This window comes from Allobosea sp. GW822-FHT05A11, from assembly GCF_058800455.1.
This window is the reverse complement of the sequence record NZ_JBXAMI010000001.1, coordinates 196,934-223,402: the sequence shown is the minus strand read 5'-3', so window position 1 is coordinate 223,402 and position 26,469 is coordinate 196,934. Positions and strand designations below refer to the sequence as shown.

29 protein-coding genes are annotated in these 26,469 nt (G+C 66.0%); 16 read left to right on the top strand and 13 right to left on the bottom strand.

Annotated features, from left to right (window positions below; genetic code table 11):
- Positions 1-130: 130 nt before the first annotated feature.
- Both AC1RLU_RS01090 and AC1RLU_RS01085 read right to left on the bottom strand, forming a co-directional pair.
- Entirely contained in the window at positions 131-1,435 is a 1,305-nt protein-coding gene (locus tag AC1RLU_RS01090; RefSeq protein WP_492793520.1) for an ABC transporter substrate-binding protein, read from the bottom strand.
- A gap of 228 nt (positions 1,436-1,663) precedes the next feature.
- Positions 1,664-2,716, bottom strand: a complete 1,053-nt coding sequence (locus AC1RLU_RS01085) for an ABC transporter ATP-binding protein (protein WP_061970618.1) — start codon at positions 2,714-2,716, stop codon at positions 1,664-1,666.
- 238 nt (positions 2,717-2,954) lie between these two features.
- Between AC1RLU_RS01085 and AC1RLU_RS01080 the strand changes: the two genes are divergently transcribed.
- From AC1RLU_RS01080 to AC1RLU_RS01070, 3 genes are all read left to right on the top strand, one after another.
- Positions 2,955-3,731, top strand: coding sequence for a FadR/GntR family transcriptional regulator (locus AC1RLU_RS01080; protein WP_061970616.1), 777 nt, complete (start codon positions 2,955-2,957; stop codon positions 3,729-3,731).
- A 146-nt stretch (positions 3,732-3,877) separates the two neighbouring features.
- Positions 3,878-4,852, top strand: coding sequence for a 2-hydroxyacid dehydrogenase (locus AC1RLU_RS01075; protein WP_113586569.1), 975 nt, complete (start codon positions 3,878-3,880; stop codon positions 4,850-4,852).
- A complete protein-coding gene (locus tag AC1RLU_RS01070; RefSeq protein ID WP_492793519.1) occupies positions 4,837-5,631 on the top strand; it encodes an AprI/Inh family metalloprotease inhibitor in 795 nt (264 codons plus the stop codon). The genes AC1RLU_RS01075 and AC1RLU_RS01070 overlap by 16 nt, the downstream gene beginning before the upstream one ends.
- Positions 5,632-5,670: 39 nt before the next feature.
- Here the strand turns inward: AC1RLU_RS01070 and hppD are convergent, their stop codons facing one another.
- A complete protein-coding gene (gene hppD / locus AC1RLU_RS01065) occupies positions 5,671-6,804 on the bottom strand; it encodes a 4-hydroxyphenylpyruvate dioxygenase (RefSeq protein ID WP_492793518.1) in 1,134 nt (377 codons plus the stop codon).
- Between the two features lie 132 nt (positions 6,805-6,936).
- On the opposite strand from hppD, the gene AC1RLU_RS01060 reads away from it, so the two are divergent.
- From AC1RLU_RS01060 to AC1RLU_RS01035, 6 genes are all read left to right on the top strand, one after another.
- On the top strand, positions 6,937-7,407 hold the full coding sequence (locus AC1RLU_RS01060; RefSeq protein WP_492793517.1) for an Lrp/AsnC family transcriptional regulator: 471 nt from the start codon (positions 6,937-6,939) through the stop codon (positions 7,405-7,407).
- A 92-nt stretch (positions 7,408-7,499) separates the two neighbouring features.
- Positions 7,500-8,384: a tellurite resistance TerB family protein gene (locus AC1RLU_RS01055; RefSeq protein WP_492793516.1), complete on the top strand. Its 885-nt coding sequence runs from the start codon at positions 7,500-7,502 to the stop codon at positions 8,382-8,384.
- 219 nt (positions 8,385-8,603) lie between these two features.
- The gene (locus tag AC1RLU_RS01050) at positions 8,604-9,494 is read left to right on the top strand and encodes a UbiA family prenyltransferase (protein ID WP_061970606.1); all 891 of its coding nucleotides are present in this window, start codon (positions 8,604-8,606) and stop codon (positions 9,492-9,494) included.
- A complete protein-coding gene (locus AC1RLU_RS01045; RefSeq protein ID WP_492793515.1) occupies positions 9,491-10,801 on the top strand; it encodes an FAD-binding oxidoreductase in 1,311 nt (436 codons plus the stop codon). Before AC1RLU_RS01050 ends, AC1RLU_RS01045 begins: the two co-directional genes overlap by 4 nt.
- 92 nt (positions 10,802-10,893) lie before the next feature.
- Positions 10,894-11,508: a TlpA family protein disulfide reductase gene (locus AC1RLU_RS01040; RefSeq protein ID WP_492793514.1), complete on the top strand. Its 615-nt coding sequence runs from the start codon at positions 10,894-10,896 to the stop codon at positions 11,506-11,508.
- A gap of 126 nt (positions 11,509-11,634) precedes the next feature.
- Positions 11,635-11,934, top strand: coding sequence for a hypothetical protein (locus AC1RLU_RS01035; protein ID WP_061970601.1), 300 nt, complete (start codon positions 11,635-11,637; stop codon positions 11,932-11,934).
- A gap of 87 nt (positions 11,935-12,021) precedes the next feature.
- Here the strand turns inward: AC1RLU_RS01035 and AC1RLU_RS01030 are convergent, their stop codons facing one another.
- The 4 genes from AC1RLU_RS01030 to AC1RLU_RS01015 are packed head-to-tail and all read right to left on the bottom strand — an operon-like array spanning position 12,022 to position 14,975.
- A complete protein-coding gene (locus AC1RLU_RS01030; RefSeq protein WP_492793513.1) occupies positions 12,022-13,470 on the bottom strand; it encodes an aspartate aminotransferase family protein in 1,449 nt (482 codons plus the stop codon).
- Positions 13,467-14,471: an NAD-dependent epimerase/dehydratase family protein gene (locus AC1RLU_RS01025; RefSeq protein ID WP_492793512.1), complete on the bottom strand. Its 1,005-nt coding sequence runs from the start codon at positions 14,469-14,471 to the stop codon at positions 13,467-13,469. The genes AC1RLU_RS01030 and AC1RLU_RS01025 overlap by 4 nt, the downstream gene beginning before the upstream one ends.
- A 4-nt stretch (positions 14,472-14,475) precedes the next feature.
- The gene (locus AC1RLU_RS01020) at positions 14,476-14,598 is read right to left on the bottom strand and encodes a hypothetical protein (RefSeq protein ID WP_492793511.1); all 123 of its coding nucleotides are present in this window, start codon (positions 14,596-14,598) and stop codon (positions 14,476-14,478) included.
- Between the two features lie 8 nt (positions 14,599-14,606).
- Entirely contained in the window at positions 14,607-14,975 is a 369-nt protein-coding gene (locus AC1RLU_RS01015; protein WP_492794303.1) for a DMT family transporter, read from the bottom strand.
- Positions 14,976-15,182: 207 nt separating this feature from the next.
- Between AC1RLU_RS01015 and AC1RLU_RS01010 the strand changes: the two genes are divergently transcribed.
- From AC1RLU_RS01010 to AC1RLU_RS01000, 3 genes are all read left to right on the top strand, one after another.
- Complete coding sequence (locus tag AC1RLU_RS01010; RefSeq protein ID WP_492793510.1) at positions 15,183-15,818, top strand: hypothetical protein; 636 nt, start codon at positions 15,183-15,185, stop codon at positions 15,816-15,818.
- Positions 15,819-16,116: 298 nt separating this feature from the next.
- The gene (locus tag AC1RLU_RS01005; RefSeq protein ID WP_492793509.1) at positions 16,117-17,055 is read left to right on the top strand and encodes an ABC transporter ATP-binding protein; all 939 of its coding nucleotides are present in this window, start codon (positions 16,117-16,119) and stop codon (positions 17,053-17,055) included.
- Between the two features lie 8 nt (positions 17,056-17,063).
- Positions 17,064-17,825 (top strand): ABC transporter permease, encoded by a 762-nt coding sequence (locus tag AC1RLU_RS01000; RefSeq protein ID WP_492794302.1) that lies wholly within the window; start codon positions 17,064-17,066, stop codon positions 17,823-17,825.
- A gap of 24 nt (positions 17,826-17,849) precedes the next feature.
- Here AC1RLU_RS01000 and AC1RLU_RS00995 read toward each other — a convergent pair whose 3' ends face one another.
- Positions 17,850-18,698 carry a class I SAM-dependent methyltransferase gene (locus tag AC1RLU_RS00995; RefSeq protein WP_492793508.1) on the bottom strand — a complete coding sequence of 283 codons (849 nt, stop codon included), beginning with the start codon at positions 18,696-18,698 and terminating at the stop codon, positions 17,850-17,852.
- 24 nt (positions 18,699-18,722) lie between these two features.
- A complete protein-coding gene (locus AC1RLU_RS00990; protein ID WP_492793507.1) occupies positions 18,723-20,084 on the bottom strand; it encodes an APC family permease in 1,362 nt (453 codons plus the stop codon).
- Positions 20,085-20,279: 195 nt separating this feature from the next.
- On the opposite strand from AC1RLU_RS00990, the gene AC1RLU_RS00985 reads away from it, so the two are divergent.
- Positions 20,280-21,899 carry a peptide chain release factor 3 gene (locus AC1RLU_RS00985; protein WP_492793506.1) on the top strand — a complete coding sequence of 540 codons (1,620 nt, stop codon included), beginning with the start codon at positions 20,280-20,282 and terminating at the stop codon, positions 21,897-21,899.
- A gap of 135 nt (positions 21,900-22,034) precedes the next feature.
- Here AC1RLU_RS00985 and AC1RLU_RS00980 read toward each other — a convergent pair whose 3' ends face one another.
- Positions 22,035-22,511: an Lrp/AsnC family transcriptional regulator gene (locus AC1RLU_RS00980; protein ID WP_492793505.1), complete on the bottom strand. Its 477-nt coding sequence runs from the start codon at positions 22,509-22,511 to the stop codon at positions 22,035-22,037.
- A 177-nt stretch (positions 22,512-22,688) separates the two neighbouring features.
- Between AC1RLU_RS00980 and AC1RLU_RS00975 the strand changes: the two genes are divergently transcribed.
- The 3 genes from AC1RLU_RS00975 (at position 22,689) to AC1RLU_RS00965 (ending at position 24,546) form a co-directional block, all read left to right on the top strand.
- Positions 22,689-23,210 carry a cysteine dioxygenase gene (locus AC1RLU_RS00975; protein ID WP_091856820.1) on the top strand — a complete coding sequence of 174 codons (522 nt, stop codon included), beginning with the start codon at positions 22,689-22,691 and terminating at the stop codon, positions 23,208-23,210.
- A gap of 77 nt (positions 23,211-23,287) precedes the next feature.
- Entirely contained in the window at positions 23,288-23,878 is a 591-nt protein-coding gene (locus AC1RLU_RS00970) for a glycoside hydrolase family 19 protein (protein ID WP_492793504.1), read from the top strand.
- A 158-nt stretch (positions 23,879-24,036) separates the two neighbouring features.
- Complete coding sequence (locus tag AC1RLU_RS00965; RefSeq protein WP_492793503.1) at positions 24,037-24,546, top strand: TspO/MBR family protein; 510 nt, start codon at positions 24,037-24,039, stop codon at positions 24,544-24,546.
- 9 nt (positions 24,547-24,555) lie between these two features.
- On the opposite strand, the gene AC1RLU_RS00960 is transcribed toward AC1RLU_RS00965, so the two are convergent.
- From AC1RLU_RS00960 to AC1RLU_RS00950, 3 genes are all read right to left on the bottom strand, one after another.
- On the bottom strand, positions 24,556-24,930 hold the full coding sequence (locus tag AC1RLU_RS00960) for a response regulator (protein ID WP_142113496.1): 375 nt from the start codon (positions 24,928-24,930) through the stop codon (positions 24,556-24,558).
- A gap of 9 nt (positions 24,931-24,939) precedes the next feature.
- Complete coding sequence (gene hpt / locus AC1RLU_RS00955) at positions 24,940-25,497, bottom strand: hypoxanthine phosphoribosyltransferase (RefSeq protein ID WP_061970588.1); 558 nt, start codon at positions 25,495-25,497, stop codon at positions 24,940-24,942.
- Between the two features lie 134 nt (positions 25,498-25,631).
- Positions 25,632-26,432 carry a zinc-ribbon domain-containing protein gene (locus tag AC1RLU_RS00950; RefSeq protein ID WP_492793502.1) on the bottom strand — a complete coding sequence of 267 codons (801 nt, stop codon included), beginning with the start codon at positions 26,430-26,432 and terminating at the stop codon, positions 25,632-25,634.
- Positions 26,433-26,469: the final 37 nt, after the last annotated feature.

The following is a 26,469-nucleotide window of genomic DNA, read 5'->3' as shown; positions in this document are numbered from 1 at the left end:
CGCGTTCGGGTCTGCTGGGGCACCGGGGCGAAAGGCTTGAAGCCGCCTTTCAGGGATATCCGATGCGATCTCGCGTCGGCCGCCGGGCAAGCCGGCGGCCGCGTGTATCCGGATCAGCGCGCGAAGCGCATCAGGTCCGGTAGTAGCGCTTGGCGCGCCGCTCGGCTTCCTTGGCCGCTTCTTCCGGCGTCGCCTGGCCGGCGCAGACGGACGCGACCATCTGCACGACCACATACTCGGCGTTCACGGTGCCCGCGGCCTCGTTGATCGAGCCCTTGTAGCCGCTCCAGAGCGCGCGTTCCCAGGTGTCGCGATAGATCAGGATCTTGGGATCGCTCGACCAGACCTTGCTGTCGGCATAGCCCTTGAGCGGCTGCGCCCAGTAGCCGGAGCTGCCGGTCAGCCACTTGTCGTAGTTCTCGCGCTCCATCATGAAGCGCAGATAGGCCAGCGCGGCTTTCGGGAACTTGGTGTGCTTGAACGCCATGGCGTTGATGATCAGCGCCGGCTCCGAGGGGCGCCCGAGCGGCCCGACCGGCATCATCGCATGGTTCAGGTCCTTGCCGATCGCCGCGGTCTTCTCGTCCTTCGAATTCTTGATCGAGAAATAGAGCGAGACGCCGTTCTGGGTGACCGAGACTTCACCGGCCGACAGCGCCTTGTTGTTGCTGATATCGAGCCAGGAGAGCGTGCCGGGGATGAAGGTCTCGTAGAGCGCCTTGGCGTATTTCAGCGCCTCGATCGTCTCCTTGGAGTTGATCGTGACCTTGTTGTTCTCGTCGACCATATGGCCGCCATGGGTCCAGACGAGCCAGTTGCAGAAGGCGTTGCCGTCACCGACCGCGTTGCCGAGCGCGAAACCGGCGGGGTGGCCCTGCTCCTTGAGCTTGCGGCAGAGCTTGAGGAAGCCGTCGAGATCCTTCGGGAAGGCGTCGAAGCCCGCTTCCTTGACATGGGATTCGCGATAGACCGCCGGCGCGCCGGAAGCGCCCATCGGGATCGAGACCCACTGGTTGGTCTTGTCCTTCTTGCCGTATTTCTCGGCAATCGGATACCAGCCGCCGTTCTTCTTGCCGAGGTCATCGGCCAGCGCGGTGAGGTCGATCAGCTTGTCCGAGAAGATATGCGGATCGTCGGCCCAGCCGACGACGATATCGGGGCCGGCGCCGGTATTGGCGGTCACCGCCGTCTGCGGCCGCAGGTCTTCCCAGCCGGCATAGTCGACCTTGACCTGCACGCCCGTCGCCTTGGTGAAGGCGGCGGTGTTCTCGTCGAAGATCTGCTGGTCGAGATCGACGAACTTGGTCGGGCGCAGCACACGCAGCGTCGCGCCCTTCTCGACATCGGCCTGCGCCATGGCCGATCCAAGCGGCAGGGTTGCGCCCGCCGCGAGCCCGGCGCCGCCGATCAGAACGTCTCTTCTTGAAATGCTCATGGAAACCGTCTCCTCCGTTGGGGCGGCGGCGGCCTGCATGGGACCCCCGTCCTGCATGATGATGGGCGTTGACAGCGATCATCCGCCGCCCTGCCTTCCGGGCGGCGAATTTCTTGGAGCCGGGTCCGATCAGATTGAACCGACCCGATCGGAAAGCCGCCTCGGATACTCTGCATCAAGAACGCATGGCTCGATCGGATCGCATCGCAACCCGATCGGCGCGTGCCCTTAGATGCGCTTGCCGGTCGCGGCGTCGAACAGATGCGTCACGCTGGTGTCGGGCGTGATGCCGATCGTCTCGCCGGGCTTCGCCGAGATGCGTTCGCGGAAGATGCAGGTCAGGTCCTGCCCGCCGCAGTGGACGACCACCTGCGTCTCCGAGCCCATCGGCTCGACGACCGAGACTTCAGCCTTCAGGCCGTTCGGATCGAGACGGAAATGCTCGGGGCGGATGCCCAGCACCGCGGCAAGGCCGTCTGAGCCCACTGGATGCTTGCCGATCGGCCAGACCGTGCCGCCCTCGGTCTCGAAGCCGTTACCGACGATCTTGCCCTTGAGCAGGTTCATCGAGGGCGAACCGATGAAGGCGGCGACGAAGAGGTTGGCCGGATTGTCATAGAGATCGAGCGGGGCGCCCATCTGCTCGACGATGCCGTCATGCATCACGACGATCTTGTCGGCCATGGTCATGGCCTCGATCTGGTCGTGCGTGACATAGACCGTGGTGGTCTTCAGGCGCTGGTGCAGCTCCTTGATCTCGGTGCGCATCTGCACGCGCAGCTTGGCGTCGAGATTGGAAAGCGGCTCGTCGAACAGGAAGACTTGCGGATCGCGCACGATCGCCCGGCCCATCGCGACGCGCTGACGCTGGCCGCCCGAGAGCTGGCGCGGATAGCGATCGAGCAGCTTGTCGAGGCCAAGAATGCCCGCGGCCTTGCCGACGCGGTCGTCGATCTCGGCCTTCGGCGCCTTCCGGAGCTTCATCGAGAAGGCCATGTTGTCGGCGACCGTCATATGCGGATAGAGCGCATAGTTCTGGAACACCATGGCGATGTCGCGTTCCTTCGGCGGAACGTCGTTCACCACGCGCGGGCCGATCTTGATCTCGCCGCCCGAGATGTTCTCGAGCCCGGCGATCATCCGCAGCAGCGTCGACTTCCCGCAGCCGGACGGGCCGACCAGGATGACGAACTCGCCGTCGTCGATGTCGATGTCGACGCCGTGGATGACCTGCGTCGACCCGTAGGCCTTGCGCACATCGGCAATCTGGACTGAAGCCATGCCGTCCTTCCCTGTTTTCCGTTCCCTGATCACGCGCCCGCCTTGCAGCGGCCCGCGACCACAATCGGTTTCTTGTGACCGAATGATGAAAGCGGACACCGCCTGATCCCGACGATTGTGTCCGTTCCAATCTGCGATAAAGTCATACGATAGAAGCGGCCCTGTCAAGCGCCGCCACAACCTTCGGGATGCCGCAAATTTTGGCTGGCCGAAGGCGCCCGAGGGAGGGGCACCAGCGATGCGGGTACGCGACTTCTCGCGGCCGACGACGCTCAATCCGGACCGGCTTTTCGGCCAGGTCGCCCAGAAGCTTGCCGTCGCGATCATCACCGGTCGCGTCCGGGCGGGCGAGGTCCTGCCGAACGAAGACGACCTGCGCTCCGAGATATCGGTCTCGCGCACCGCCTATCGCGAAGCCGTCAAGGTCCTCACCGCCAAGGGGCTGGTCGAGGCCCGCCCGAAGAGCGGCACCCGCGCGGCACCGCGCGAGCGCTGGAACCTGCTCGATCCGGACGTCCTGTCCTGGCAGTTCGAGGCCGACCCCAACGAGAAATTCATCCGCGATCTCTTCGAGTTGCGCCGCTTCGTCGAGCCGAGCGCCGCCCGCCTCGCCGCGCAGCGCCGGACCTCCGCCGACATTGCCCGGATCGAAGCCGCCTATCGCGGCATGGCCGACGGCGCGCCCTATGCCGAAGCGACGATCCGGGCCGATCTCGCCTTCCACGAGGCGATCTTCTCCGCCGCCCAGAACGCCGCATTGCAATGCCTGTCGAGCGCGGTCATCGCCACCCTGCAATGGTCGTTGCTGCTCAAGACCGGCGACGAAGCGGCCTATATCGAATCATTGCCCGACCATGAGCATGTGCTGCTCGCCATCATCGACCGCGACGGCGACCTTGCCTCGGCCCGCATGGCCGGCCTCGTCATCGACAGCCTCAACACCACGCTGGCCTCGCTCGGCACGCATTTCGCGACGGAGGCTGGGAAAATCGCCAGAATAAAGCATACTAAATGAGCGCCCGCTTTCCCGGCGGAACGTGATCGGATAGCGCTCATGCGGCAGCGGGGCTATGCCGTTCCGGCAGGCCGCGTAATTTCATTTTAATCGATTCAGACAAGCCGAATCAACGCCCTTCGCCACATCTCACGGACAGCCAGACAATGACAGCCTCCACCAAGCCCGAAATCGTCCAGACCGGCCCGCTGATGGCCTATGCCGCCGACCAGCTCAAGGCACGCTTCACCGTCCATGAATTGTGGAAGGCGCCCGACCGCGCCGCCCTGCTGCGCGAGGTCGCGGACCGCGTGCGCGGCGTTGCCGCCGGCGGCGGGCACAACCGGGTCGACGGTGCGCTGTTCGACGCGCTTCCGAAGGTCGAGGTCATCTCGAGCTTCGGCGTCGGCTATGACCATGTCGACGCCGCCGAAGCCGGCCGGCGTGGGCTCGTCGTCACCAATACGCCCGATGTCCTGACCGACGAGGTTGCCGATCTCGCGCTGGGCCTGCTGATCGCCACGGTCCGGCAGCTCCCGCAGGTCGACCGCTACCTGCGCGAGGGCAAGTGGCTGCAGGGCAATTATCCGCTCACCACCTCGCTGCGCGGTCGCAAGGTCGGCATCGTCGGCCTCGGCCGCATCGGCAAGGCGGTGGCGCAGCGCATCGAGGCCTTCGGCCTGCCGGTCGTCTATCACGGCCGCTCGCGCCAGGCGGACGTGTCCTATCGCTACTATCCTTCGCTCGTCGACATGGCCGCCGATGTCGACACGCTGATCTCGGTCGCGCCGGGCGGCGCCTCGACCCATCACATCATCAATGCCGAGGTGCTGAAGGCACTTGGTCCCAACGGCATCCTAGTCAATGTCGGCCGCGGCACCGTCGTCGACGAGCAGGCGCTGATCAAGGCGCTCAAGGACAAGACCATCCTCTCCGCCGGCCTCGACGTGTTCGAGGACGAGCCGCGCGTGCCGGCAGAGCTGATCGCGATCGAGCATGCCGTGCTGCTGCCCCATGTCGGCTCGGCCTCGGTCCATACCCGCGAGGCGATGGGCCAGCTTCTGGTCGACAACCTGGTTTCATGGTTCGATGGCAAGGGCCCGCTATCGCCCGTGTCGGAGACCCCATGGAAAAAGGCCTGATCCGCCGGCTGCTGCCTCTGCTGATCCTGGCCGCCGGCTCCCTGCCGGCGGTCGCGCAGACGGCGCCGCTGCCGCGCGGCGCCGACAAGGCGCCCGACACGATCCGCCGCTGGCTCGGCGCCTGGGACCTCGAACAGGCGGGCGCGTCCCGAAGCTGCACGGTCACGCTCGGCGCGGAAGCCACCGGCAACCGGCGGCAGTTGCGTTTCCCCGCCACGTGCCGGCGCGCATTGCCGGTCCTCGGCACCGCCGCCTCCTGGACCTTGGCGGCGGGCGGGCAACCCCAGTTCCTGGATACCGACGGCAAGGAGGTCATCGGCTTCCAGAAGGGCACGCCCGAGACCGGGCTCGACGGCAAGGGCAGCGATGGCAAGGCCTATCGGCTGACATCGCAGAACCACCCCCGCATCGCACCCCGGGCGCAGCAGAATCAGGCAGCGACCGCAGCCCAACGCATCACCGTCGTCGATCCGGCAATGGCGCCAGCGCCCGACACCCTGCCGGGGCGCTATGTCCTGATGCGCCAGCAGAACCGCGAGGCCTGCCGCCTCGTGCTGTCGCCTGCAGCCGCCGATGGCCACCAGCCCGCCGCCTTCGAGGGCGCGTGCCCGGATACCGGACTGACGATCTTCGATCCCGTCGGCTGGCGCTATGCCGGCGGCCGGTTGACCCTCGTCGCGCGTCGCGGCCACGGCACCGATCTCGTCTTCGAGAACGGGCAATGGCGCAAGGACCCGGCGGTCGGGGCGCCGCTCCTGATGCGCAAGCTCGCGCCGTAGCACGCACGACCGGCTGAGCCGGCCATGCGGTTCGCTTGGCTATTCCGCCGCCACCGGACTTAGCACGCCCCTGCGGATCTGATCTTCCTCGATCGATTCGAAGAGCGCGCGGAAATTGCCCTCGCCGAAGCCGTCATCGCCCTTGCGCTCGATGAACTCGAAGAAGATCGGTCCGACCACCGTGGCCGAGAAGATCTGCAGCAACACCTTGCTCATCCGCCCCTGCTTCTCGCCGAGTGCGACCGCGCCCTCGCCGTCGATCAGGATGCCGTTGGCCTTGAGCCGATCGACCGGCTCGCCATGGTTCGGCACGCGGGCATCGACCTTCTCGTAATAGGTTGGGGGCGGCGACGGCATGAAGGGCAGGCCATTGCCGCGCAGGGCCTCGACGCTGGCATAGATGTCGCGCGAGCCCATCGCGACATGCTGGATGCCCTCGCCCTTGTACTGGCGCAGGTATTCCTCGATCTGGCTCTTGTCGTCGAGCGACTCGTTGATCGGTATGCGGATCTTGCCGCAGGGCGAGGTCAGCGCCCGCGAGATCAGGCCGGTCAGCTTGCCCTCGATATTGAAGAAGCGGATCTCGCGGAAATTGAACAGCTTGCCGTACCAGCCGGCCCAATGGTCCATGCGCCCGCGGATGACGTTATGGGTGAGGTGGTCGAGATAATACAGGCCAGCCTGCTCCGGATGCGGGTCGCGCTCGCCGATCCATTCGAAATCGACATCCCAGATCGAGCCCTTCTCGCCATAGCGATCGACGAAATAGAGCAGCGAGCCGCCGATGCCGCGCACGGCCGGGATCGCGAGCTCGCCCGGTCCGATCGCGCTTTCATAGGGCTCGGCGCCGAGCGCCACGGCCCGCTCGAAGGCATGCTTCGCATCGACGACGCGGAAGGCCATGGCGCAGGCGCAGGGGCCATGCGCGGCGGCGAAGGCCTGCGCGAAGGAATCGGGCTCGGCATTGACGACGAAATTCACGTCGCCCTGCCGGTAGAGCGTCACCCGCTTCGAACGGTGGCGGGCAACCTTCGTGAAGCCCATCGTCTCGAACAGGGCGCCGAGCTTCTCCGGCTCGGGATGGGCGTATTCGACGAATTCGAATCCGTCCGTTCCCATCGGGTTGGCGGCCGAGATCGCGGGTGGGGCGGCATCGTGCGGAAACGGACCCATGGGCATTCCTCCTGTCGGCTCTTGCTGGATGCCCCATGATCGCGCAAAGATCAGGCAAATTCCGTGCAAAATTGCCTCATCAGGAAAGTTAGATGCATGATACACGCATAAGAGGTACTGAAGGCGCACGACATGGCCACGCTTGACGCACTCGACTGGCGCCTGCTGGACGCTCTCCAGAATGATGCTTCCCTGACCAACGCCGCCCTGGCGGAGACAGTCGGGCTATCGGCGAGCCAGGTGTCGCGTCGACGGCAGCGGCTGGAGCAGGAGGGCGTCATCCGTGGCTACCGGGCGGCGCTGGAACCTTCCGCCGTCGGCCTCGGCGTGATCGTCTTCATCCATGTCGCGCTCGATACGCATTCGCGCGACAATGCCCGCCGCTTCCGGGGTCTCGTAAAGCTGACGCCCGCGATCCTCGAGGCCCATGCCCTGACCGGCGAGGCGGATTACCTGCTGAAGGTCGCGGTCGGCGACCTCAAGGCGCTCGCCCGGCTCGTCAACGAAATCCTGATGCCGCATGAAAGCGTCGCCCGCGTGCGCTCCGAGATCGCGCTGGAAACGCTGAAGGAACCGGGAGTTCTGCCGCTGCCGATGACTTGAGCGCGCTGCTGTGCAAACTGGCGCCTTGGTCACGCCGTTTTCATGCGGCGGATCGACTGCGCGGCGCCTCAGCCGCCAACAGGAGAAACCAGATGTTCAATGCCAAATCCCTGCTCGACGCCTTGATCAGCGCCGGCAGCCAGGCCGGCACGCAGGCCGGACAGCAGGGCGGCCTTGGCGGCATGCTCGGCGGGCTGGCCGGCCAGATCCAGGGTTCCGGCGGCCTCGGCGGGTTGGCTGGCCAGATTCTGACCCAGGCGACGCAAGGCCTCGGCGACGCAGCGCGCCAGACCGGCGTGCAGCAGGGCGCCGGCGATGCGCTCGGCCGGGTCACCGGCGGCCGGACGCCGGATCAGCTCATCGAGCAGGCCAAGGGCGTGTTCAGCAATAATCCGGCGCTGGCAACCGCGGTGCTCGGCGGGCTCGGCGCCCTCGTCTTCGGCACCAGCACCGGCCGCTCGGTCGCAGGCTCGGCGGCCAAGCTCGGCGGCCTCGCCCTGATCGGCGGCCTCGCCTACAAGGCCTACCAGAACTATCAAGCCGGCAAGCCGCTGCTCAACGCAGCCCAGCAGGAGGTGCTGCCCGCCCCCGCCGGAACCGGCTTCGAGCCGCAGGCCGCGACCGAAGCGACCGCTCTGGTCTTCATCCGCGCGATGATCGCAGCCGCAGCCGCCGACGGCCATATCGATGCGGAAGAGCAGAGCGCCATCCTCGGCGGCCTGAAGGAGGCCGGCCTCGAACGGGAGGCGCATGAGTGGCTGGCGCAGGAGATGGCGAAGCCGGCTTCGATCGACGCGCTGGTCGAGGCGGCCGAGAGCCCCGAGCTCGCCGCACAGATCTATACGGCGGCCCGTATCGCCATCAATCCGGACAATGCCGCCGAGAAGGACTTCCTGGCGGGCCTCGCCGGCTCGCTCGGCCTCGATGCCGAGCTCGTCGCCAATATCGACGCCGCCGCCAGCGCCGCCAAGGTCTGACCGCTTCGGCCGGCGCCCGAGCACGGCGCCGGCCGTCTCCGGCTTTCGCGGACCGCGGAAGCCCGATGTTAAGCATGGCGTTGAAATCACTGCCCGTTTCGACGCCATATGCACCTGCGCTTAGGAGTTTCCCGCCGATAACGCCCGCGCCGGCTGAGCCGGCAGTCGGGTTCCGCGATGCGGAGGCCGACCCATGTCTTGGGGGAGACGGGCCGAACCATGTCTGTGACCGCGATGATCAGGGCGATGCGGCCGCATCACTGGCTCAAGAACGGCCTGGTCTTCGTCCCGATCCTGCTCAACCACGACGCCTTCGATCCGCACGCGCTCTGGCTCGGCCTGATCGCCTTCGTCGCCTTCAGCCTGATCGCCTCCGCGGTCTATCTCCTCAACGACATCAAGGATGTCGAGGCGGACCGGCGCCACCCGACCAAATGCAAGCGCCCGCTCGCGGCGGGCGAGATCACGGCGGCGCAGGCCTATGCCGCCGTGCCGGTGCTGCTCGCAGCTGCCTTTTCGACGGCTCTGCTGGTGCCGCAGCCGAAGAACTTCCTCCTCGCGCTGCTGACCTATCTGTTCCTGGCGCTCGCCTACCTGCTCTTCCTCAAGCGCAAGCTCCTTGTCGATGTCCTCGGGCTCGCCGCCATGCACACGCTGCGCATCCTCGCCGGCAATGCCGCCGCCGCCATCCCGATATCCTCCTGGCTGCTGGCCTTCGCGATGTTCCTGTTCCTCAGCCTGGCGCTGGTGAAGCGCTATGCCGAACTGCGCCTGACCCAGGACCAGTCCGGGCTGAAGAAGGCGGGGCGCGGCTATCACGCCGAGGATATCGAGGCGCTGTCGCAGCTCGGCATGGCCTCGGGCTGCACCTGCGCCCTGATCATGGCGCTCTATGTCGACAGCGCCAACGTCAAGCAGCTCTACAGCCAGCCCAAGCTGATCTGGCTGATCTGCCCGATCATCCTCTACCAGATGGCGCGGATCTGGTTCCTGGCCCGTCGCGGCCAGATGCCGGACGATCCGCTGGTCTTCATGATCCGCGACTGGCGCAGCCAGCTCATGGGGCTCGTGGTGGCCCTGATCATGGTCGCCGCGACCTTCCTGCCGTGAGCGCCCCGCTCTCGGACTATCGCTCCTGGGGCGGGCTCAAAGCCCATGGCAGCACGATCGTCGATGCCCGTGTCTGGCTCGACGCCCCCGCCCGCCACCGCCCCGCCCTCGCCTATGGCAATGGACGCTCCTACGGCGATTCCTGCCTGAACGACGGCGGCACACTGGTCGATGCGCGCGATCTCGACGAGATTCTTGCCTTCGACCGCGAGACCGGGCTCATCACATGCGGCGCCGGCCTCCTGCTCGACCGGCTGCTCGATATCACCGTGCCGGCCGGCTGGTTTCCGCCGGTCACGCCCGGCACCGCCTTCGTCACCATCGGCGGGGCGCTCGCCAACGACGTGCACGGCAAGAACCACCATAGCGCCGGCACCTTCGGCTGCCATGTCCGGGCCTTCGAGCTGGTGCGCTCGGACGGGCAGCGCCTAATCTGCGCGCCCGACCTCAACAGCGAGCTCTTCACCGCAACCATCGGCGGCTTCGGCCTCACCGGCCTGGTGACGCAGGTGACGCTCCAGCTCATGCCGATCGCCTCGGCCGAGATGGCGCAGGAGGTCTTGCCCTTCGGCAATCTCGATCGCTTCTTCGAGATCGCCGCCGCATCCGATGCCAAGCATGACTACACCGTCGCCTGGATCGACTCGCTCGCCGGCGGGCGTGATCTCGGCCGCGGCGTCTTCTTCCGGGCCAACCATGCCCCCGCTTCCGGCATCCCGGCGCCGCGTCCGGCGCGCTCCCTGTCGTTTCCGCTGAAGCCGCCTTTCCCGCTGATCAACCGCATGACGCTGAGCGCGTTCAACTGGCTCTATCGCAGCAGTCAGCCAAGCGACGGCCTCACCCGGCGGGTGCCTTATCGCCCGTTCTTCTATCCGCTCGACCGCGTCCGCGACTGGAACCGCGCCTATGGTCCGAAGGGCCTGCGGCAATTCCAATGCGCCGTCCCGCTCGACAAGGCCCCCGACACTGTCGCCGAGATGCTGCGACAGACGCTCGCCGCGGGCGAGGCTTCCTTCCTGACGGTGCTGAAGCTCTTCGGCGACAAGCCCTCGCCCGGCCTGATGTCCTTCCCCATGCCGGGTGCCACGCTGACGCTGGATTTCCCCAATCGCGGCGAGCGGACCGAGCGGCTGCTGTCTCGGCTCGACGGCCTCGCGATCGCCGCCGGCGGGCGGGTCAACCCATACAAGGACGCGCGCATGTCGCCCGCGACCTTCGCGGCATCCTTCCCGCGCTGGCGCGACTTCGCTGCGCATATCGACCCCGGCTTCTCCTCCGATTTCTGGCGGCGGGTCACGGCGCAGTAGAGCGGACTGCGACATCACAGCCCGGTGAGGTCAGCACCGCGACGGTTCCCCGACAGGCGGCCGGCTGCTAGCTGCGGCGTATGACTACGTCCGTGAACGATCAGCCGGCACCGTGCCGGAACACCGCCCATTCGCCGACGCGCCGCGAAGCTCTCGCCCTCACCCTGCTCTCCCCCTTGGCCGCGACATCGGCCGCGGCCCGGCAGCCTCCGCGCTTTGCCGGGCCGAGCTCGCAATTCGTGCAGATCGATCCGCCGGAAGAGGCAGGTTCCCTTGTTCTCACCGACCTCTCCGGCAAGACCCGGCCGCTTTCCACCTATCGCGGCAAGGCTGTCCTCCTCAATTTCTGGGCGAGCTGGTGCCCGCCCTGCCGGCGCGAATTGCCGATCCTGCGCCGGCTCCAGGCGAGAGCCGCCCGCGAACCCTTCGTCGTCCTACCCGTCTCGCTCGACAAGTCGGCCGCGACCGTCAGGACCTATCTCGACCGGCTCGGCCTCGCCGACCTCACGACCTTCATCGATGCCGAGGGAATAGTGGCCTCCGGTCCGAAATCGGCAAAGCCGACCCCCTTCCCGCTCTATGGCATGCCGATGACCTATCTGCTCGATCGCGAGGCACGCAGCGTCGGCTACCTCGTTGGCGAAGCGGACTGGACCAGTCCGGAAGGGCTCGAGCTGCTGCGCTTCTACGGGCAGGCAGCGAGCTGATCGCACCGGACGGCCTGAAACGCCCCCGAAAAAACTTCTCATCGCCTTTGAACCTGCCCGCCGCCCCCTGCGACCAATGAGCATGGAGAGCGAGACCTTCGCCCTCGCAGCAATCGGGAGACGAGCATGACGACGTTCCGCAAGACCGTGACCGCGACCCTCGCGGCCCTGACCCTGGCCACCACCATGATCGCGTCCGGCGCCGAAGCCCGCCCGCGCTGGGGCTATGGCTACGGCCACCGCGGCTGGGGTGTCGGAGCTGGTGTGGTCGGCGCGCTCGCTGCGGGGGCCATCATCGCCGGCGCCACCCGCCCTTCCTATGGCTACGGCTACTACGCCGCTCCCGTCCGCTCCTGCGACATGGTCGAGCGCTTCGACCGCTGGGGCAACGTCATCGGCTACCGCCGGGTCTGCGGCTACTACTGAGCTTTCCTGGAAGACCCCTGTTTCGAGACCCAAGACTCAAAAGGCCGGCTTACGCCGGCCTCTTTTTGTTGTTGCTGATCGAACCGGTCAGCCCTTGCCGACCGCGACCTTGCGCAGGTAGCCGGTGACGATGCCGGTGACGCCGCCCGACAGGACAGCCTCGAAAGCCGCGAGAAACTCGTCGCACTGCTCGCGCGTGACAATCAATGGCGGCTCCAGCCGGATGACGTTGCGATTGTACTCGGTGAAGGCGACGAGCACGTCGTGCTCCTTCAGCAGGAGCGCTCCGACGAAGCCGCAAAGCGAGCCCTTCAGCTTGTCGTCGAGCAGCGCCACCATGTGCTTCAGCCCGAAGGGCATGGTCTCGCTGATGTCCTGGAACTCGACGCCGATCATCAGGCCGCGCCCGCGGATTTCCTTGAGCAGGCTCGGATACTTGGCGCGCAGGCCGTTCAGCTTCTCGATCAGGTAGTCGCCCTGGCGCTGGGCATTGCCCATCAGGTCCTCGTCATAGAGGACGTTGAGGGCCTCGATCGACGAGACGCAGGCCTCGCCCATGCCCCCGAAGGTCGCCTGCGCATGGATCAGCGCGCTCTTCGGCTTGCCATAGGCCTTCATGTAGATTTCGCGACGCGCGATCATCGCGCCCATCGCAGCCTTGGAACCGCCGAGCGCCTTGGCGAGCGCGGTCACGTCCGGCACCACGCCGTCACGCTCGAAGGCGAAGAACTGGCCGGTGCGGCCGAGCCCGCACTGCACCTCGTCGGCGACCCAGAGCACGCCATGCTTATCGCAGAGCGCGCGCAGTTCGCGCCAGAACCCCTCGGGCGCCTCGACGATGCCGCCGCCGCCCTGGATCGTCTCCATCACGACGATGCCGATCGAGGGATCGCTCTCCAGCGCCTGCCGGACGGCGGCGATGTCGCCGAACGGCACCTTGACCCGGTTCTCGACCAGCTTGAACTGCGACTGGTAGAGCGTCGAATCCGTGACCGAGAGCACGCCCTTGGTCTTGCCGTGGAACGAGTTCGCCGCGTGCAGGATCTTGGACTTCTCCGGCCCCTGCGCCTGCTCGGCGACCTTCAGCGCCGCCTCCATCGCCTCCGAGCCGGTCGAGCCGAGGAAGACCATGTCGAGATCGCCCGGAGCGATGGTGGCGAGGTTCTTCGCCAGCGCCGAGGCATATTGCGACATGAAGGCCATGCAGATCTCATGGCGGTTCTCGTCCTGGAATTTCTGCCTGGCAGCGACGATGCGCGGATGGTTGTGCCCGAAGGCGACCGAGCAGAAGCCGCCGAAGAAATCGAGGATCTTGCGGCCGTCCCTGGTGATGTAATGCATGCCCTCGGCACGATCGACGAGGATCTTGTCGAAGCCGAGCAGCTTCAGGAAATGGAGCTGGCCGGGATTGATATGGTTGGCGAAGAGCTCCTTCACCTGCGCGGCGTCGAGCTGCTTGGCGGCCTCCACGCTGATGAGCTGCGGCCGGGCGTTCGTCACGGCTATGTCCTCGTTCTTGAAAGCGGGCATGCTCATGCGGCGAGGCTCCTCTCGGCCTGTTTCAGGCCATCCTTGGCCTTGCGGTATTCGGTATAGGCGGCGAGCAGCATGTCCTCGTCGCGATGTTGCGGCGCCCAGCCGAGCTCGCGCTTGGCCTTCGACGTATCGAGGATGCAGATCTCGTCAGCGATCTTGTATTGCTCGGGGTCCATGATCGGCAGGTTGATCGCGTCCAGCGTATCGAGCGTGAGCTTCACCAGCGAGGCCGGCGTCGGCAGCAGGATCGATTTCGAGCCGGCATGCTTGATCAGGTCGCCGAGCAGCTTGCGCACCGGCGGCGGATCGTCGGAGCCGAGATTATAGGCCTCGTTCGGGAAGCCCGCCTTCCAGGCCGCGACGCAGGCGCTGGCGCAGTCGAAGACCGAGATGAACTGATAGGGGTTCTTGCCCGAGCCGATCATCGGCACCGGCAGGTTCATGTCGATCAGCTTGAACAGCTTGACGAGGATGCCGAGCCGGCCCGGCCCGATGATCAGGCGCGGTCGGAAGATCGGGATGCGGAAGCCCTTGGCGCGGTATTCGTCGGCGAGGCGCTCGGTCGCGAGCTTGCTCTCGCCGTATTCGCCAAGCGGATGCGCGGGATGGGTCTCGTCCTGCGGCACGCTCACCGAATGGCCGTAGATCATGTCGGTGGTGAAATGGACCAGCCGGTTGGCGCCGTTCTTCTCCATCCAGCTCAGAATGTTCTGCGTGCCGTGGTAGTTCACCGGCCAGAAGAAGTCGTGCCGCTCCGCCCGCGTCACGATCGGCGAGAGCATCTTGGCCGAGAGATTATAGACGAGGTTGTCGGGTGCGAGCGGGATTGCGTCCACGCTCTCGGCCTTGGTCACGTCGATCTTCAGGAACGGCACCTTGGCATAATGCGCATGCCCGCTCTGGTGGATGTCGGCGACAAGAACCTCCTCGCCCATGGCGGAGAGATCGGCCGCCAGATGCGAGCCGACGAAGCCGTCGCCGCCGATGATGATGTGCTTCATCGCGTCACCTCCGGTCGACGGGCAGGCGCGGATCGCGATTGCGCACCGGTACCGGGATCGGCTGCGGGACGGCCGGTGGCTCGAACAGGGCGCCGAGGCGCAGGAACAGGCGTACGATCAGGTCCATGATCTCCCTCAGCTTTGTGCAATGAAGATGGTGCCCAGCACGATGAAGCCGATGCCGGCGATACGCATCGCGCTCAGGTCTTCGTGGAAGACGAAATAGGCGTAGGCCGCGACCACGACATAGGCGAGGCTCAGGAATGGATAGGCGTAGCTGATCTGCACCTTGGACAGCACAATCAGGTGCGAGGCCATGCTGATGACAAAGGTACACAGACCCGCGAAGACGAACGGATTGAACACGACACGGAAAACCGTCGCGACCAGCCCATCGCCGGCAACGTTCAGCGAGCCGACACCGGTCATGCCGCGCTTCAGCATCAGTTGCGCGGCGGCGTTGGTCAGCACCGTGAACAGGATCAGGGGAAGATAGGCGTTCATGGTGGCGCTTGCCGGCTCCGCATGGCTTTTGTCGCCCACCGGAATGCGGCCGAAAACACTTCAAATACCTTAGGGCCAGGGATCGACTTGATCGTAGCGTTAAGCGGTTCCTGCCGAGATCGCTGAAAAATGCAGATGTTCCTTCCTGCCAGCAATGGACCGGCGGCAGGCTAGGCTCGCACGCGATCCACTCAGCGGATGCCGATCATGCCCCTTCCCAATCGCGTCAGGCCCGATGGCTCGCTCTTCGCCGATCCGGCCCGCGGCACCTTCTACGGCAACCGCGGCGGCCGCTTTCACGACCCCACGGCGCATGAGGTGCCCAGCCGCATCCAAGCGACGCGGCAATGGCTCTGCTGCGTCCTCTCGTTCAAGGGGCGCAAGCGCAAGGTCTGGGGCCGCGGCTATACCGAACTGTTCTTCTGCGACGAGGTGACGGCGCTCGCGGCCGGGCACCGCCCCTGCATGGAATGCCGGCGCCAGGACGCGCTCGCCTATCGCGCGGCGCTGGTGCAGGGCCTCGGCCTTCCAGAGACCCCGCTCTTCCCCGAGATCGACCGCATCCTCGATGTCGATCGCCGCGACGGCCGGACGAAGCGCACGCACCGCCTGCCGGCAGAACGATTGCCTGACGGCGCGATGCTGCTCTCCGGCGACAGAGCGGGTTTTCTGGCCCTGCGCGGCACGTCCGCGCTGCTCTGGTCCCCCAGCGGTTATGTCGACCAGCGCGAGCGGCCGACCGGCCTCGTCACCGTGCTCACCCCGCCTGCCACGCTCGCCGCCATGCAGCACGGCTACCGCCCAGAATGGCACCCGAGCGCCGAAGCTTTTGGCGAAGCCTGACGCCAGGCCGGCAGGAACTTTCCCCCTCGGAAGAGCGTTGCCGCAGCATCATCGTTCCAAACGGGGGCTGAGAAAATGCGTTCCATCGTCCTGTGGCTTGTAGGCGTTCCGATCCCGATCATCATCCTGTTGTGGTTCTTCATGAAGTAGCGTGCGGTTGCGTCGCGTGGAGAAGGCCGGGCCATGCGCCCGGCCTTTTCGTTTCGCGGTGCTTCCCGCCATGAACTGACAGGCGATCATGCTTTCCCCGCATGACCCTGCCATCGTAACCACGCAACGGCTCCCCTATATGCCGCCCATGTCAGACACGTCCTCGCCGATCATCTCGGTCTCCGGCCTCTCGAAAACCTACGATTCCGGCTTCAGCGCGCTGAAATCGATCGATCTCGCCATCAGGCGTGGCGAGATCTTCGCCCTGCTCGGCCCCAACGGCGCCGGCAAGACGACGCTGATCAGCATCATCTGCGGCCTGGTCCGGCCGAGCACCGGTACGGTCACGGCCGATGGCAACGACATCGTCAGCGACTACCGGTCCGCCCGTTCGGCCATCGGCCTCGTGCCGCAGGAACTGACCACCGACGCCTTCGAGACGGTGTGGTCGACGGTGAATTTCAGCCGCGGCCTCTTCGGCAAGCCGCGCGATCCTGCCCTGATCGAGCGCATCCTCAAGGATCTCTCGCTCTGGGAGAAGAAGGACAGCCAGATCCGCATGCTCTCGGGCGGCATGAAGCGGCGCGTCATGATCGCCAAGGCGCTCTCGCACGAGCCGCGCATCCTCTTCTTGGACGAGCCGACCGCCGGCGTCGATGTCGAGCTCCGGCAGGACATGTGGCGGATGGTACGGCGCCTCCGCGACGAGGGCGTCACCATCATCCTGACCACGCATTATATCGAAGAGGCCGAGGAGATGGCCGACCGCGTCGGCGTCATCTCCAAGGGCGAGATCATCCTGGTCGAGGAGAAGGCCGAGCTGATGCGCAAGCTCGGCAAGAAGCAGCTCTCCCTCCAGCTCCAGCAGCCAATCACGGCGATCCCCGAGCCTCTGGCGAGCTTCGATCTCAAGCTCTCGGCCGCAGGCGACGAGATCGTCTACACCTATGATACCCAAGCCGAGCGCACCGGCATCACCACCCTTCTTCAGGGTTTGGCCGAAGCTGGCATCCGCTTCCGCGACCTCAGTACCAGCCAGAGCTCGCTCGAGGACATCTTCGTGAGCCTGGTCAAGGAGCGCCGCTGATGACCGGCCTGAACCTGCACGCCATCGCCGCGATCTACCGCTTCGAGATGAACCGCACCTGGCGCACGCCGCTCCAGAGCATCGTCTCGCCGGTGCTCTCGACCTCGCTCTATTTCATCGTCTTCGGCGGCGCGATCGGCTCGCGCATGCAATCGGTCGAGGGCGTGCCTTACGGCGCCTTCATCGTGCCCGGCCTGATCATGCTCTCGCTCCTGACGCAGAGCATCGCCAACGCCTCCTTCGCGATCTATTTCCCGAAATTCACCGGTACGATCTACGAACTGCTTTCGGCCCCCGTCGCCTGGTGGGAGGCGGTGATCGCCTATGTCGGCGCCGCCGCGACAAAATCGATCCTGCTCGGGCTGATCATCCTGCTGACCGCCGCCTTCTTCGTGCCGCTCCGGATCGAGCATCCCGCGATGATGCTGCTCTTCCTCGTGCTGACGGCGACGACCTTCAGCCTGTTCGGCTTCATCATCGGCATCTGGGCCGACGGCTTCGAGAAACTGCAGGTCATCCCGCTCTTGATCGTGACGCCGCTCGCCTTCCTCGGCGGCTCCTTCTACTCGATCTCGATGCTGCCGCCCTTCTGGCAGACGGTGACGCTGTTCAACCCGGTGGTCTACCTGATCAGCGGCTTCCGCTGGAGCTTCTACGGGCTCGCCGATGTCAGCCTCGGCGTCAGCCTGGGCATGACACTTATCTTCCTCGCCGCCTGCATCGCCACCGTCGGCTGGATCTTCAAGACGGGCTACCGGCTGAAGAACTAGCCGGCAGTCCCGCCTCGCGATCCGTCAGCTGCTGGATCGCGTCGCCTGCCAGTCCAGCTTCGCGCCGGCCGCTTCGCTGCTGCCGGTCATGCGGTCGTTGTCGACGCGCCCGGTATAGCTGCGCCCGCCGGCCCTGAAGCTGATCTCGCCACCCTTCATCCGCGCATCCGAGATCGGCTGCGCCTTGCCCGCCACCGTCAGGTTTCCCGACAGCTTCTGGAAGCTCTGCGCCAGCTTGAGCTCGCCATCGCCGAGGCGCCAGGTGCCAGCGACCTTGGCCGGGACGACCCAGTGATAGGCACGGCAATAGCTCGAGCAGTTCTCGGCGACGACCGCGGTCTCGTCCGGCTCCCAGTCATCCATCATGAAGGTGTTGGAGACGACGCGCGTCCCCGGCTTCATGTCGAGGATCGTCGGCCGCAGCTTGAGATTGAGCTCCGGCAGGAGGAACAGCGTCAGCACCGTCGCGTCGGAGAAATTGGTCTCGAAGATGTCGCCCTCGACGAAGCGCGCTCTCTCGGTCACGCCCTCGGCTTCCGCCGTACGCTTCGAGAGCGTCACGAGATCCGGATTGTACTCGATGCCGAGCGCGCGCACCCCGCGCTTGGCCGCCGAGATGACGGTGCGCCCGTCGCCCGAGCCGAGATCGACGAGGTAGTCGTCCTTCGTCAGCCCGGCCATCTCGAACATGCGGTCGATCAGGATCTGCTGCGTCGGCACCCAGACGACGTCCTTGCCGGGCTGGCCGGAGCGCGGAACGTAATCCGGGACGGAGCTCGGGTCCTTCGTCGCCTGGACGGGCTGAGCCTGGACGGCCAGCGGCGCGAGCAGGCCGATGGCGCAAGCGGCGGCGAGGATGCGAACGATCTTCATCATGTCTCTCCTGTCGGACGGTCGTCACTTGAGCGGGGCGGGTGCGGCGGAGGCCGGCAAGTCAGCCTCGGGCTCCCGTCGGCGGAACAGCAGCAGCGGCAGCCCGGCCAGCACCACGGCGAGGCCAACGAGCGCGCCCTTGCCGGTATAGGCGAGGCTGGCATGCAGCATGTAGGCGCAAGCCAGGCAGAACAGGATCGGCGTCAGCGGATAGAACGGCACGCGGAAGGGCAGCGCCCGGCCGGGCTCGCGCCAGCGCAGGATCGGCAACGCCATGCCGACCAGCAGCAGGAAGGCCCAGAACACCGGCGCGCTGTAATCGACCATGGCCTGGAAGCCGTCGCGGCTCGCTGCGCCAAGCCCGACAAGCAGCAGCGCGACGGCGCCTTGCAGCAGGAGGCCATTGGCCGGGGCTCGCCCGCGCTCGTCCCATTCCCCGACGCGCGGCAGCAGGGTGAGGTCCCGCGCCATCGCGAAATAGACGCGCGCTCCGGTGAAGATCGTGGCGTTGAGAGTCGAGAGCGCCGCGACGACGATCGCGAGGCTGACGATCAGCGCGCCGGGCTCGCCCGCCACCCGTCGCATCATGTCGGCGGCGACGACCTCCGAATCGCGCAATCCGTCGAGGCCGAGGATCGTGAGCAGCGCGAGATTGGCCAGCACGTAGATGGCGATCAGGATCAGCGTGCCGATCGTCAGGACCTTGACCATGTTGCGGGCAGGGTCCTTCAATTCGCCCGACAGATAGGCCGCCTCCGACCAGCCGCCGTAGGTCAGCAGCACGAAGACCATGGCGAGCCCGATCGCGGCCGATGCCGGCGCTGGCGTTGCCGTCTGCGCTGGCACATCTCCGCCTGCGAAGAGGCCGAGTAGGATGATCGCCACCAAGGCGCCGACCTCGACGAAGGTCATGACGATCTGCATCGTCTTGCTCTGGGTCGTGCCGATCACGTTGAGCGCGGTCAGCGCAACGATCGAGAGCGCCGCATAGATCGCCGGCCCCATCGGCCCGATCGGCGCGATCTGAGCCGCGTAGTCCCCCAGCACGAAGGCGACGGCTGCGATCGCGCCGGTCTGGATCACGGTCCCGCGCGCCCAGCCGAACAGCATCGCGACCGACCGGCCATAGGCGCGGGTCAGGAAATGATATTCGCCGCCGGCATGGGGATGAGCAGCCGCAAGCTCGGCATAGCAGAGCGCACCGATCAGCGTGACGATGCCGCCCGCAATCCAGATGCCGATGAAGGCGGCCTCGCTCCCGACATTGGCCGCGACGATCGCCGGCGTCTTGAAGATCCCGATCCCGACGACGATGCCGACCATGATCGTCACAGCATCGAAAACGGACAAGGTCGGTTGCGGCTCGGCCTTTGCGGCTGCGGGCATTCAGTCCCCCTCGTTTGGTGAGAGTCGTACGACGGAAGTTGGATCGGAGAATGCGGCGGGAATGGCGGTTGTTCCGCTCACAAACCGGTCGGTATTGCTCACGGAGCTGTGAGCACGGCGTGATCGAGCGGGTTATCCGTCGCGGAAGCCGAGAATGATTGACTTCCCCGGTCTCATCCTGTCTTCACACCGGCCATGACCGATCTTTCGACCCTTCAGGCCCCGGCGGCCGAGGCGCCGCATGCGCGCCGGCGCACCTTCGCCATCATCTCGCACCCGGACGCGGGCAAGACGACGCTGACCGAGAAGCTGCTCTATTTCGGCGGCGCCATTCAGCTCGCCGGTGAAGTGCGCGCCAAGCAGGGCCGCCGCCAGACCTCCTCGGACTGGATGAAAATCGAACGCCAGCGCGGCATCTCGGTCGTCACCTCGGTGATGACCTTCGAATATGGCGGGCACGTCTTCAACCTGCTCGACACGCCCGGCCACGAGGACTTCTCGGAAGACACCTACCGCACGCTGACCGCCGTCGACGCCGCGGTCATGGTGATCGATGCCGCCAAGGGTATCGAGGACCGCACCAAGAAGCTGTTCGAGGTCTGCCGGCTGCGCGACATCCCGATCGTCACCTTCATCAACAAGGTCGATCGCGAGACGCGCGATCCGTTCGACCTCATCAACGAGATCGAGACGACGCTGGCGCTCGACGTCGCGCCGATGACCTGGCCGGTCGGTCGCGGCCGCGAATTCACCGGCACCTACGATCTCAAGGCCAATACCTTCCGCCGCAATCAGAAGGGCGACGAGCGCGCCGAGGACCGCCAGGTCTCCGGCTGGGACGATCCGCTCTTCGACGAGTTGCTGCCGCATGGCGCCGCCGAGACATGGCGCGAGGAGGTCTTCCTCGCGGCCGAGGGCCTGAAGCCTTTCGACCTCCAGTCCTTCCGCGAAGGACACCTCACGCCGCTCTATTTCGGCGCGGCCTTGCGCGACTATGGCGTGCGCGACCTGATCGATGCGCTGGGCCGCTATGCCCCGAGCCCGCGCGCGCAACCTTCCGACAAGCGCCTGATCGAGGCGGACGAGCCGAAGATGACCGGCTTCGTCTTCAAGATCCAGGCGAACATGGACCCGAACCACCGCGACCGCATCGCCTTCATGCGCATCTGCTCGGGCAAGCTCTCCCGCGGCATGAAGGCCAAGCTCGTCCGCACCGGCAAGCCGATGCCGCTCAACGCGCCGCAATTCTTCTTCGCCCGCGACCGCTCGATCGCCGAGGAAGCCTTCGCCGGCGACATCGTCGGCCTGCCGAACCATGGCACCTTGCGCATCGGCGACACGCTGACCGAGGGCGAGGATATCGTCTTCAAGGGCGTGCCCAGCTTCGCCCCGGAAATCCTGCGTCGCGTCAAGCTCAAGGACGCGATGAAGGCCAAGAAGCTGCGCGAGGCTCTGCAGCAGATGGCCGAGGAAGGAGTCGTCCAGCTCTTCCTGCCGCATGACGGTGCCCCCGCCATCGTCGGCGTCGTCGGCGCCCTCCAGCTCGACGTGCTCAAGGAGCGCATGGACGCGGAGTACTCGCTGCCGGTCGATTTCGAGCCCTGCCAGTTCTCGATCGCGCGCTGGGTCTCCGCGGACGACAAGGCGGCACTGGAGAAATTCGTCGGCCTCAAGCCCTCCTCGATGGCCGACGATCTCGACGGCGACCCGGTCTTCATGGCGTCCAGCCAGTTCACGCTGAAATACGATGCCGAGCGCGCGCCCGACATCACCTTCTCGGACGTGAAGGACTACCAGAAGGTCACGAAGGCCTGAGGCCACCACTCGGGCGTCATGCTCGCCCTCGTGGCGAGCATCCACGTCTTGAACGCAGCCCTCGCCAATGAAGACATGGATGGTCGGGACAAGCCCGACCATGACCGAGCAGATGCGGCCGCTGTGACAGCCGCCTCACCCCTCCCCCACGAATCCCAGCGGGATCGCCGAGGTCGATTTCAACTCCTCCATCGCGAACATCGAGGTCACGTCGCTGAGATCGATGCGCGAGATCAGCTTCTTGTAGAGCGCGTCATAGGCCGCGATATCCGAGACGCAGGCCTTGAGCAGGTAGTCGATCTCGCCGCTCATCCGGTAGAAATCGACGATCTCCGGCAAGTCCTGCACCGCCGCATGGAAGCGCTCCAGCCATTCCATCGAATGCCTGGCCGTTCGGACCGCGATGAAGACGGTGACGCCGGCCTTGAGCTTGTCGCGGTCGAGCAGGGCGACGCGGCGCTTGATATAGCCGCCCTCCTCCAGCTTCTGCACCCGCCGCCAGCAGGGCGAGGATGAGAGCCCCACCACCTCCGCGAGTTCAGCCAGCGGCAAGCTCGCATCCTCCTGCAATCGCGCCAGGATGCGCAGATCGAACGCGTCGAGCTTGGCCATGATACCTCGGAGAATCCGGAATCAACTTCCTTCCGAGGAAGTGAAGCCGAGAGAAATTTCCACATATAATTCCATACTGGGCATTATTTTCCAATCGGGGATAAATATTCTCCATCTCCGCAAACCTCTGCCCCCGCCTGTCCCGTATCATTCCCAAACTGATCGAAAGGGAATGGCATGCAGGGTTTTCTCAGTGAAGAGCGGCGCGGTGCCGTGTTGCGCAATCTGCGGACCGATGCCGGCACGCTGACGCGCGACTACCTGAGCGCCGCCCGCGAGGTGCTGCAGGAGCTCGTCGCCATGCCCGACCTGGTCCAGCGCCTGCCGCTGGAGCGCAAGCCCGGCTGCTACAGCCGCAACCTGCTCGCGGGCAACGACGCCGTCAGCGTCTGGGCGATCGTCTGGGGCGAAGGCTCGGCGACCTCGATCCACGACCACCATTGCTCCTGCTGCTTCGGCGTCGTCTCCGGCACGGTCACCGAGACCTGGTATCGCGCCATCGACACCAACCGCGCCGTCCAGACCGAGGAGCAGGAGCGCCAACCGGGCTATGTCGCCTGCATGCTGCCCTCGGGCCCGAACATCCACCGAATGCGCAATTTCGGGCCGGGTGAGGCGATCTCGATCCATATCTACGGCTTCGACCACGAGGTCCACGCCTCCTCGATCGAGACCGAATACACCGCCGTCAGCGGCTGAGCTTTTCGCGCCGGGCAATCTTATCCCCGGCTTCGTGACAGCGGCGATGATGCCCTCCTCATCGGGAGGGCATTTTCATGTCGATGCGCGCGATCGGAACCTGGGTCGGTCTGAACCACACGGCCGAGCCAAGCCTGGCCGTCACCCGCGAACGCCTGCTGCGCCTCGCGCCTCCCGCCAATACGGCGATCGTTGCCGGCATTGCCGAGCGCTTCGATGACCTGGCCGCTGACCACGCGCTTACGACGCGATTGCGCATCTGCCATTTTCTGGCGCAGGCAGCGCACGAAACCGACGGCTTCCGCACGCTCGAGGAATATGGCGGGCTGGCCTATTTCATCCGCTACGAAGGCCGACGCGACCTCGGCAACACGCAGGCCGGCGACGGCATCCGCTACCACGGCCGCGGCATCTTCCAGCTCACCGGCCGGGCGAATTACCGCCGCCTCGGTCAGTTGCTCGGCATCGACCTGGAGGCCGAGCCCGAGCGGGCGAAGGAGCCCGAGACTTCGCTGCGCGTCGCCTTCGCCTATTGGACCGAGCGCGCCATCAACGCGGCCGCCGATGCCGACGATAGCGAGCGCGTGACGAAGCTGATCAATGGCGGGCGCAACGGACTGGCGGAGCGCGCGCGCTACCTCGCAAAGGCGAAAGAGATTTGGCTGTGAGAGCGTCATCTCCGCAGCCAGAATGAGCGAGCCGACGCTCGTCACGCCCTGCCCCGGAAAAGTTCCATGAGAAGCGGGAATGTCCGCTGGTGCAGACCGCATGTCTGAAGCAGGCACACCGCCTTGCGAGGCGTCCGGCAGAGCCCCATCATCAAATCATGACGACGCTGCCCCAGACCTCGACCGATCATCGCCCGCCGCTCTGGGCGGCGCTCGCCATCGCGATCCTCCCGGTGATGGCGGCGTCGATCGCCGGCAGCGCCGCGACCGTGCCGCAAATCCCGACCTGGTATGCCGGCCTCGTCAAACCGCCTTTCAACCCGCCGAACTGGATTTTCGCGCCGGTCTGGACAGCGCTCTATGCGCTGATGGCGCTGGCCGTATTCCGCATCCTGCGCCTGCCGGTCGGCACGCCCGGGCGCCGGCGCGCGCTGCTGGTCTATCACCTGCAGCTTCTGTTCAATATCGGCTGGTCCTTCGCCTTCTTCGGCGCCAACAGCCCGGTGGCCGGCTTGGCCGTCATCCTTCCGTTGCTCGTCCTGATCGTGGCGGCGATCGCAGCCTTCCGCCCGCTCGACCGCTTGGCCTCCAACCTGCTCTGGCCCTATCTGGCCTGGGTCGCTTTCGCGACGCTGCTCAACGCCTCGATCTGGTGGCTCAACCGCTAGAGACTGAACTCAGCCGATCGAGCGCTCGATCACCTTCAGCACGGTCGCGCGCAATTCGGCAATGGTGAAGGGCTTGGCCATCACCTCGGCGACGATCGATTCCAGGCTTTTCGCGCGCTCGCGCTGCTCGGCATAGCCGGTCATCAGCATGATCGTCAGCTCCGGGAACTGCTGCTTGGCCGCGAGCGCCAGGGCGATGCCGTCCATCAGGGGCATGCGGATATCGGTCAGGAGCAGGTCGAAACGGCCCTGCTCGGCAACAAGGATATCGAGCGCCTCGGCTCCGTCCGACGCCGTCAGGCAGCTATGTCCATCGAGACCAAGGCCGCGTGCGACAAGCATGCGCAGCGGCTCCTCGTCATCGACGACCAGAATACGCGACATGAATACTCCTCAGATCCCCGGAAACCCGGCCTGGTCCTCGGTCTCGACCACGCCGACGAAGGGCAGCTGCCGGTAGGAATGGGCGACGTCCATGCCATAGCCGACCACGAAATAATCCGGGCATTCGAAGCCGACATAATCCGCCTGGATGTTGACCGCCCGCTTGTGCGGCTTCTCCAGCAGCACCGCGGTCGACACCTTCGCGGCGCCGCGCGCCGCCAGCAGATCCTTGGCGAAGGCCAGCGTCCGGCCGGATTCGAGGATGTCGTCGACCAGCAAGACGTCGCGGTCGCGCACTTCGCTCTGGACGTCGCGCAGGATCTCGACCTGGCCGGAGGAAACGGTTCCCGAGAGATAGCTCGACAGATGGATGAACTCGACCTGGGGCGAGAGCCCGACGCGGTGCATCGCCCGGATCAGGTCGGCGGCGAACATGAAGCTGCCTTTCAGGACGGCGACGACGAGCAGGTCCTTCGGCGCGCTGGCTGCGATGGCCTCGGCCATTTCCTCGTTGCGCCGCGCGATCGCCGCTTCGTCGTAGAGAACCCTGATACGCCGTTCCGGCATGATGACTCCATTTCGATATCCGGCCGCAACCGGCCTCGCATGACGCCGATGCGCCGAAGGCCTGATGAGGCGATGATGTGTGGACACCTCCGGCTGCTGGGCCGGCCCGGTCGACAGGCCCTGTCCTAGCAGCCTCAGGGCTTGCTGGCGAGATTGGCCATAGTTGCAGCCGAGGTGAAGCGCACCCTGACCGACTGTCCCTGCTCAGGCGGCGAGGCCAGCCGCGCCCGGAAGCGGATGAGTTCGGCCGGCTCCAGATTCGCGCGTGGCGGTTCGGTCGTCCAGGTGTAGAGCGTCGCGCCGCCGGCATCCTTGACCGCAACCTCGATCAGCGGCACCGCCGTCTTGCTCCTGGTGATATTGGTGACATCGCCTTCGACCACGAGAAAGCGGTTCTGCCCGTCCTCGACGAGGCCGCTTTCGATGGAGCTGAGGCTGAGGCCCCGGACATTGACGGGCATCCCGATCGTCTCGAACAGGCCCGCAAGCTGCGGCGCGACGCGGACCGCGGCCTGGCGCTGCCAGACCACGGTACCGAGCAGGGCCAGCCCCGCGAGCGCCGCGGCAGCCGGCAGCCCGGCTCCCCCGCGGCGCAGGAAAGGGCCCGATATCCTGCGCGGCTTGCCGGAGGACCTGACCCGCCGCATCGGTGCTGCGACCGGCAACTCCTCTACGGAAGAGGGATGCTCCGAGCCGTCCTCCCCGCCAGCCTCGGCGGCGAGGGCCGTGATTTCGGCATCGATCGCGGCGGCACGCTCCAGCTCCTCGGCGAGCAGAGCCTGGGTCTCGGCCTCGCTGGGAGGCTCCGGGAAGGCACCGGGCTCGACATGCCACGAGGTCCTGCAGCCGGCGCAGCGCACCTTGCGCCCTTCCGGCCCCAGTTTGGCCGCGTCGAGTTCATACTGGCTCGCGCAGGATGGGCAGACGATCAGCATGGGTGCGAGCCTACTCCTTCAAGGGCGCCGCATGAGG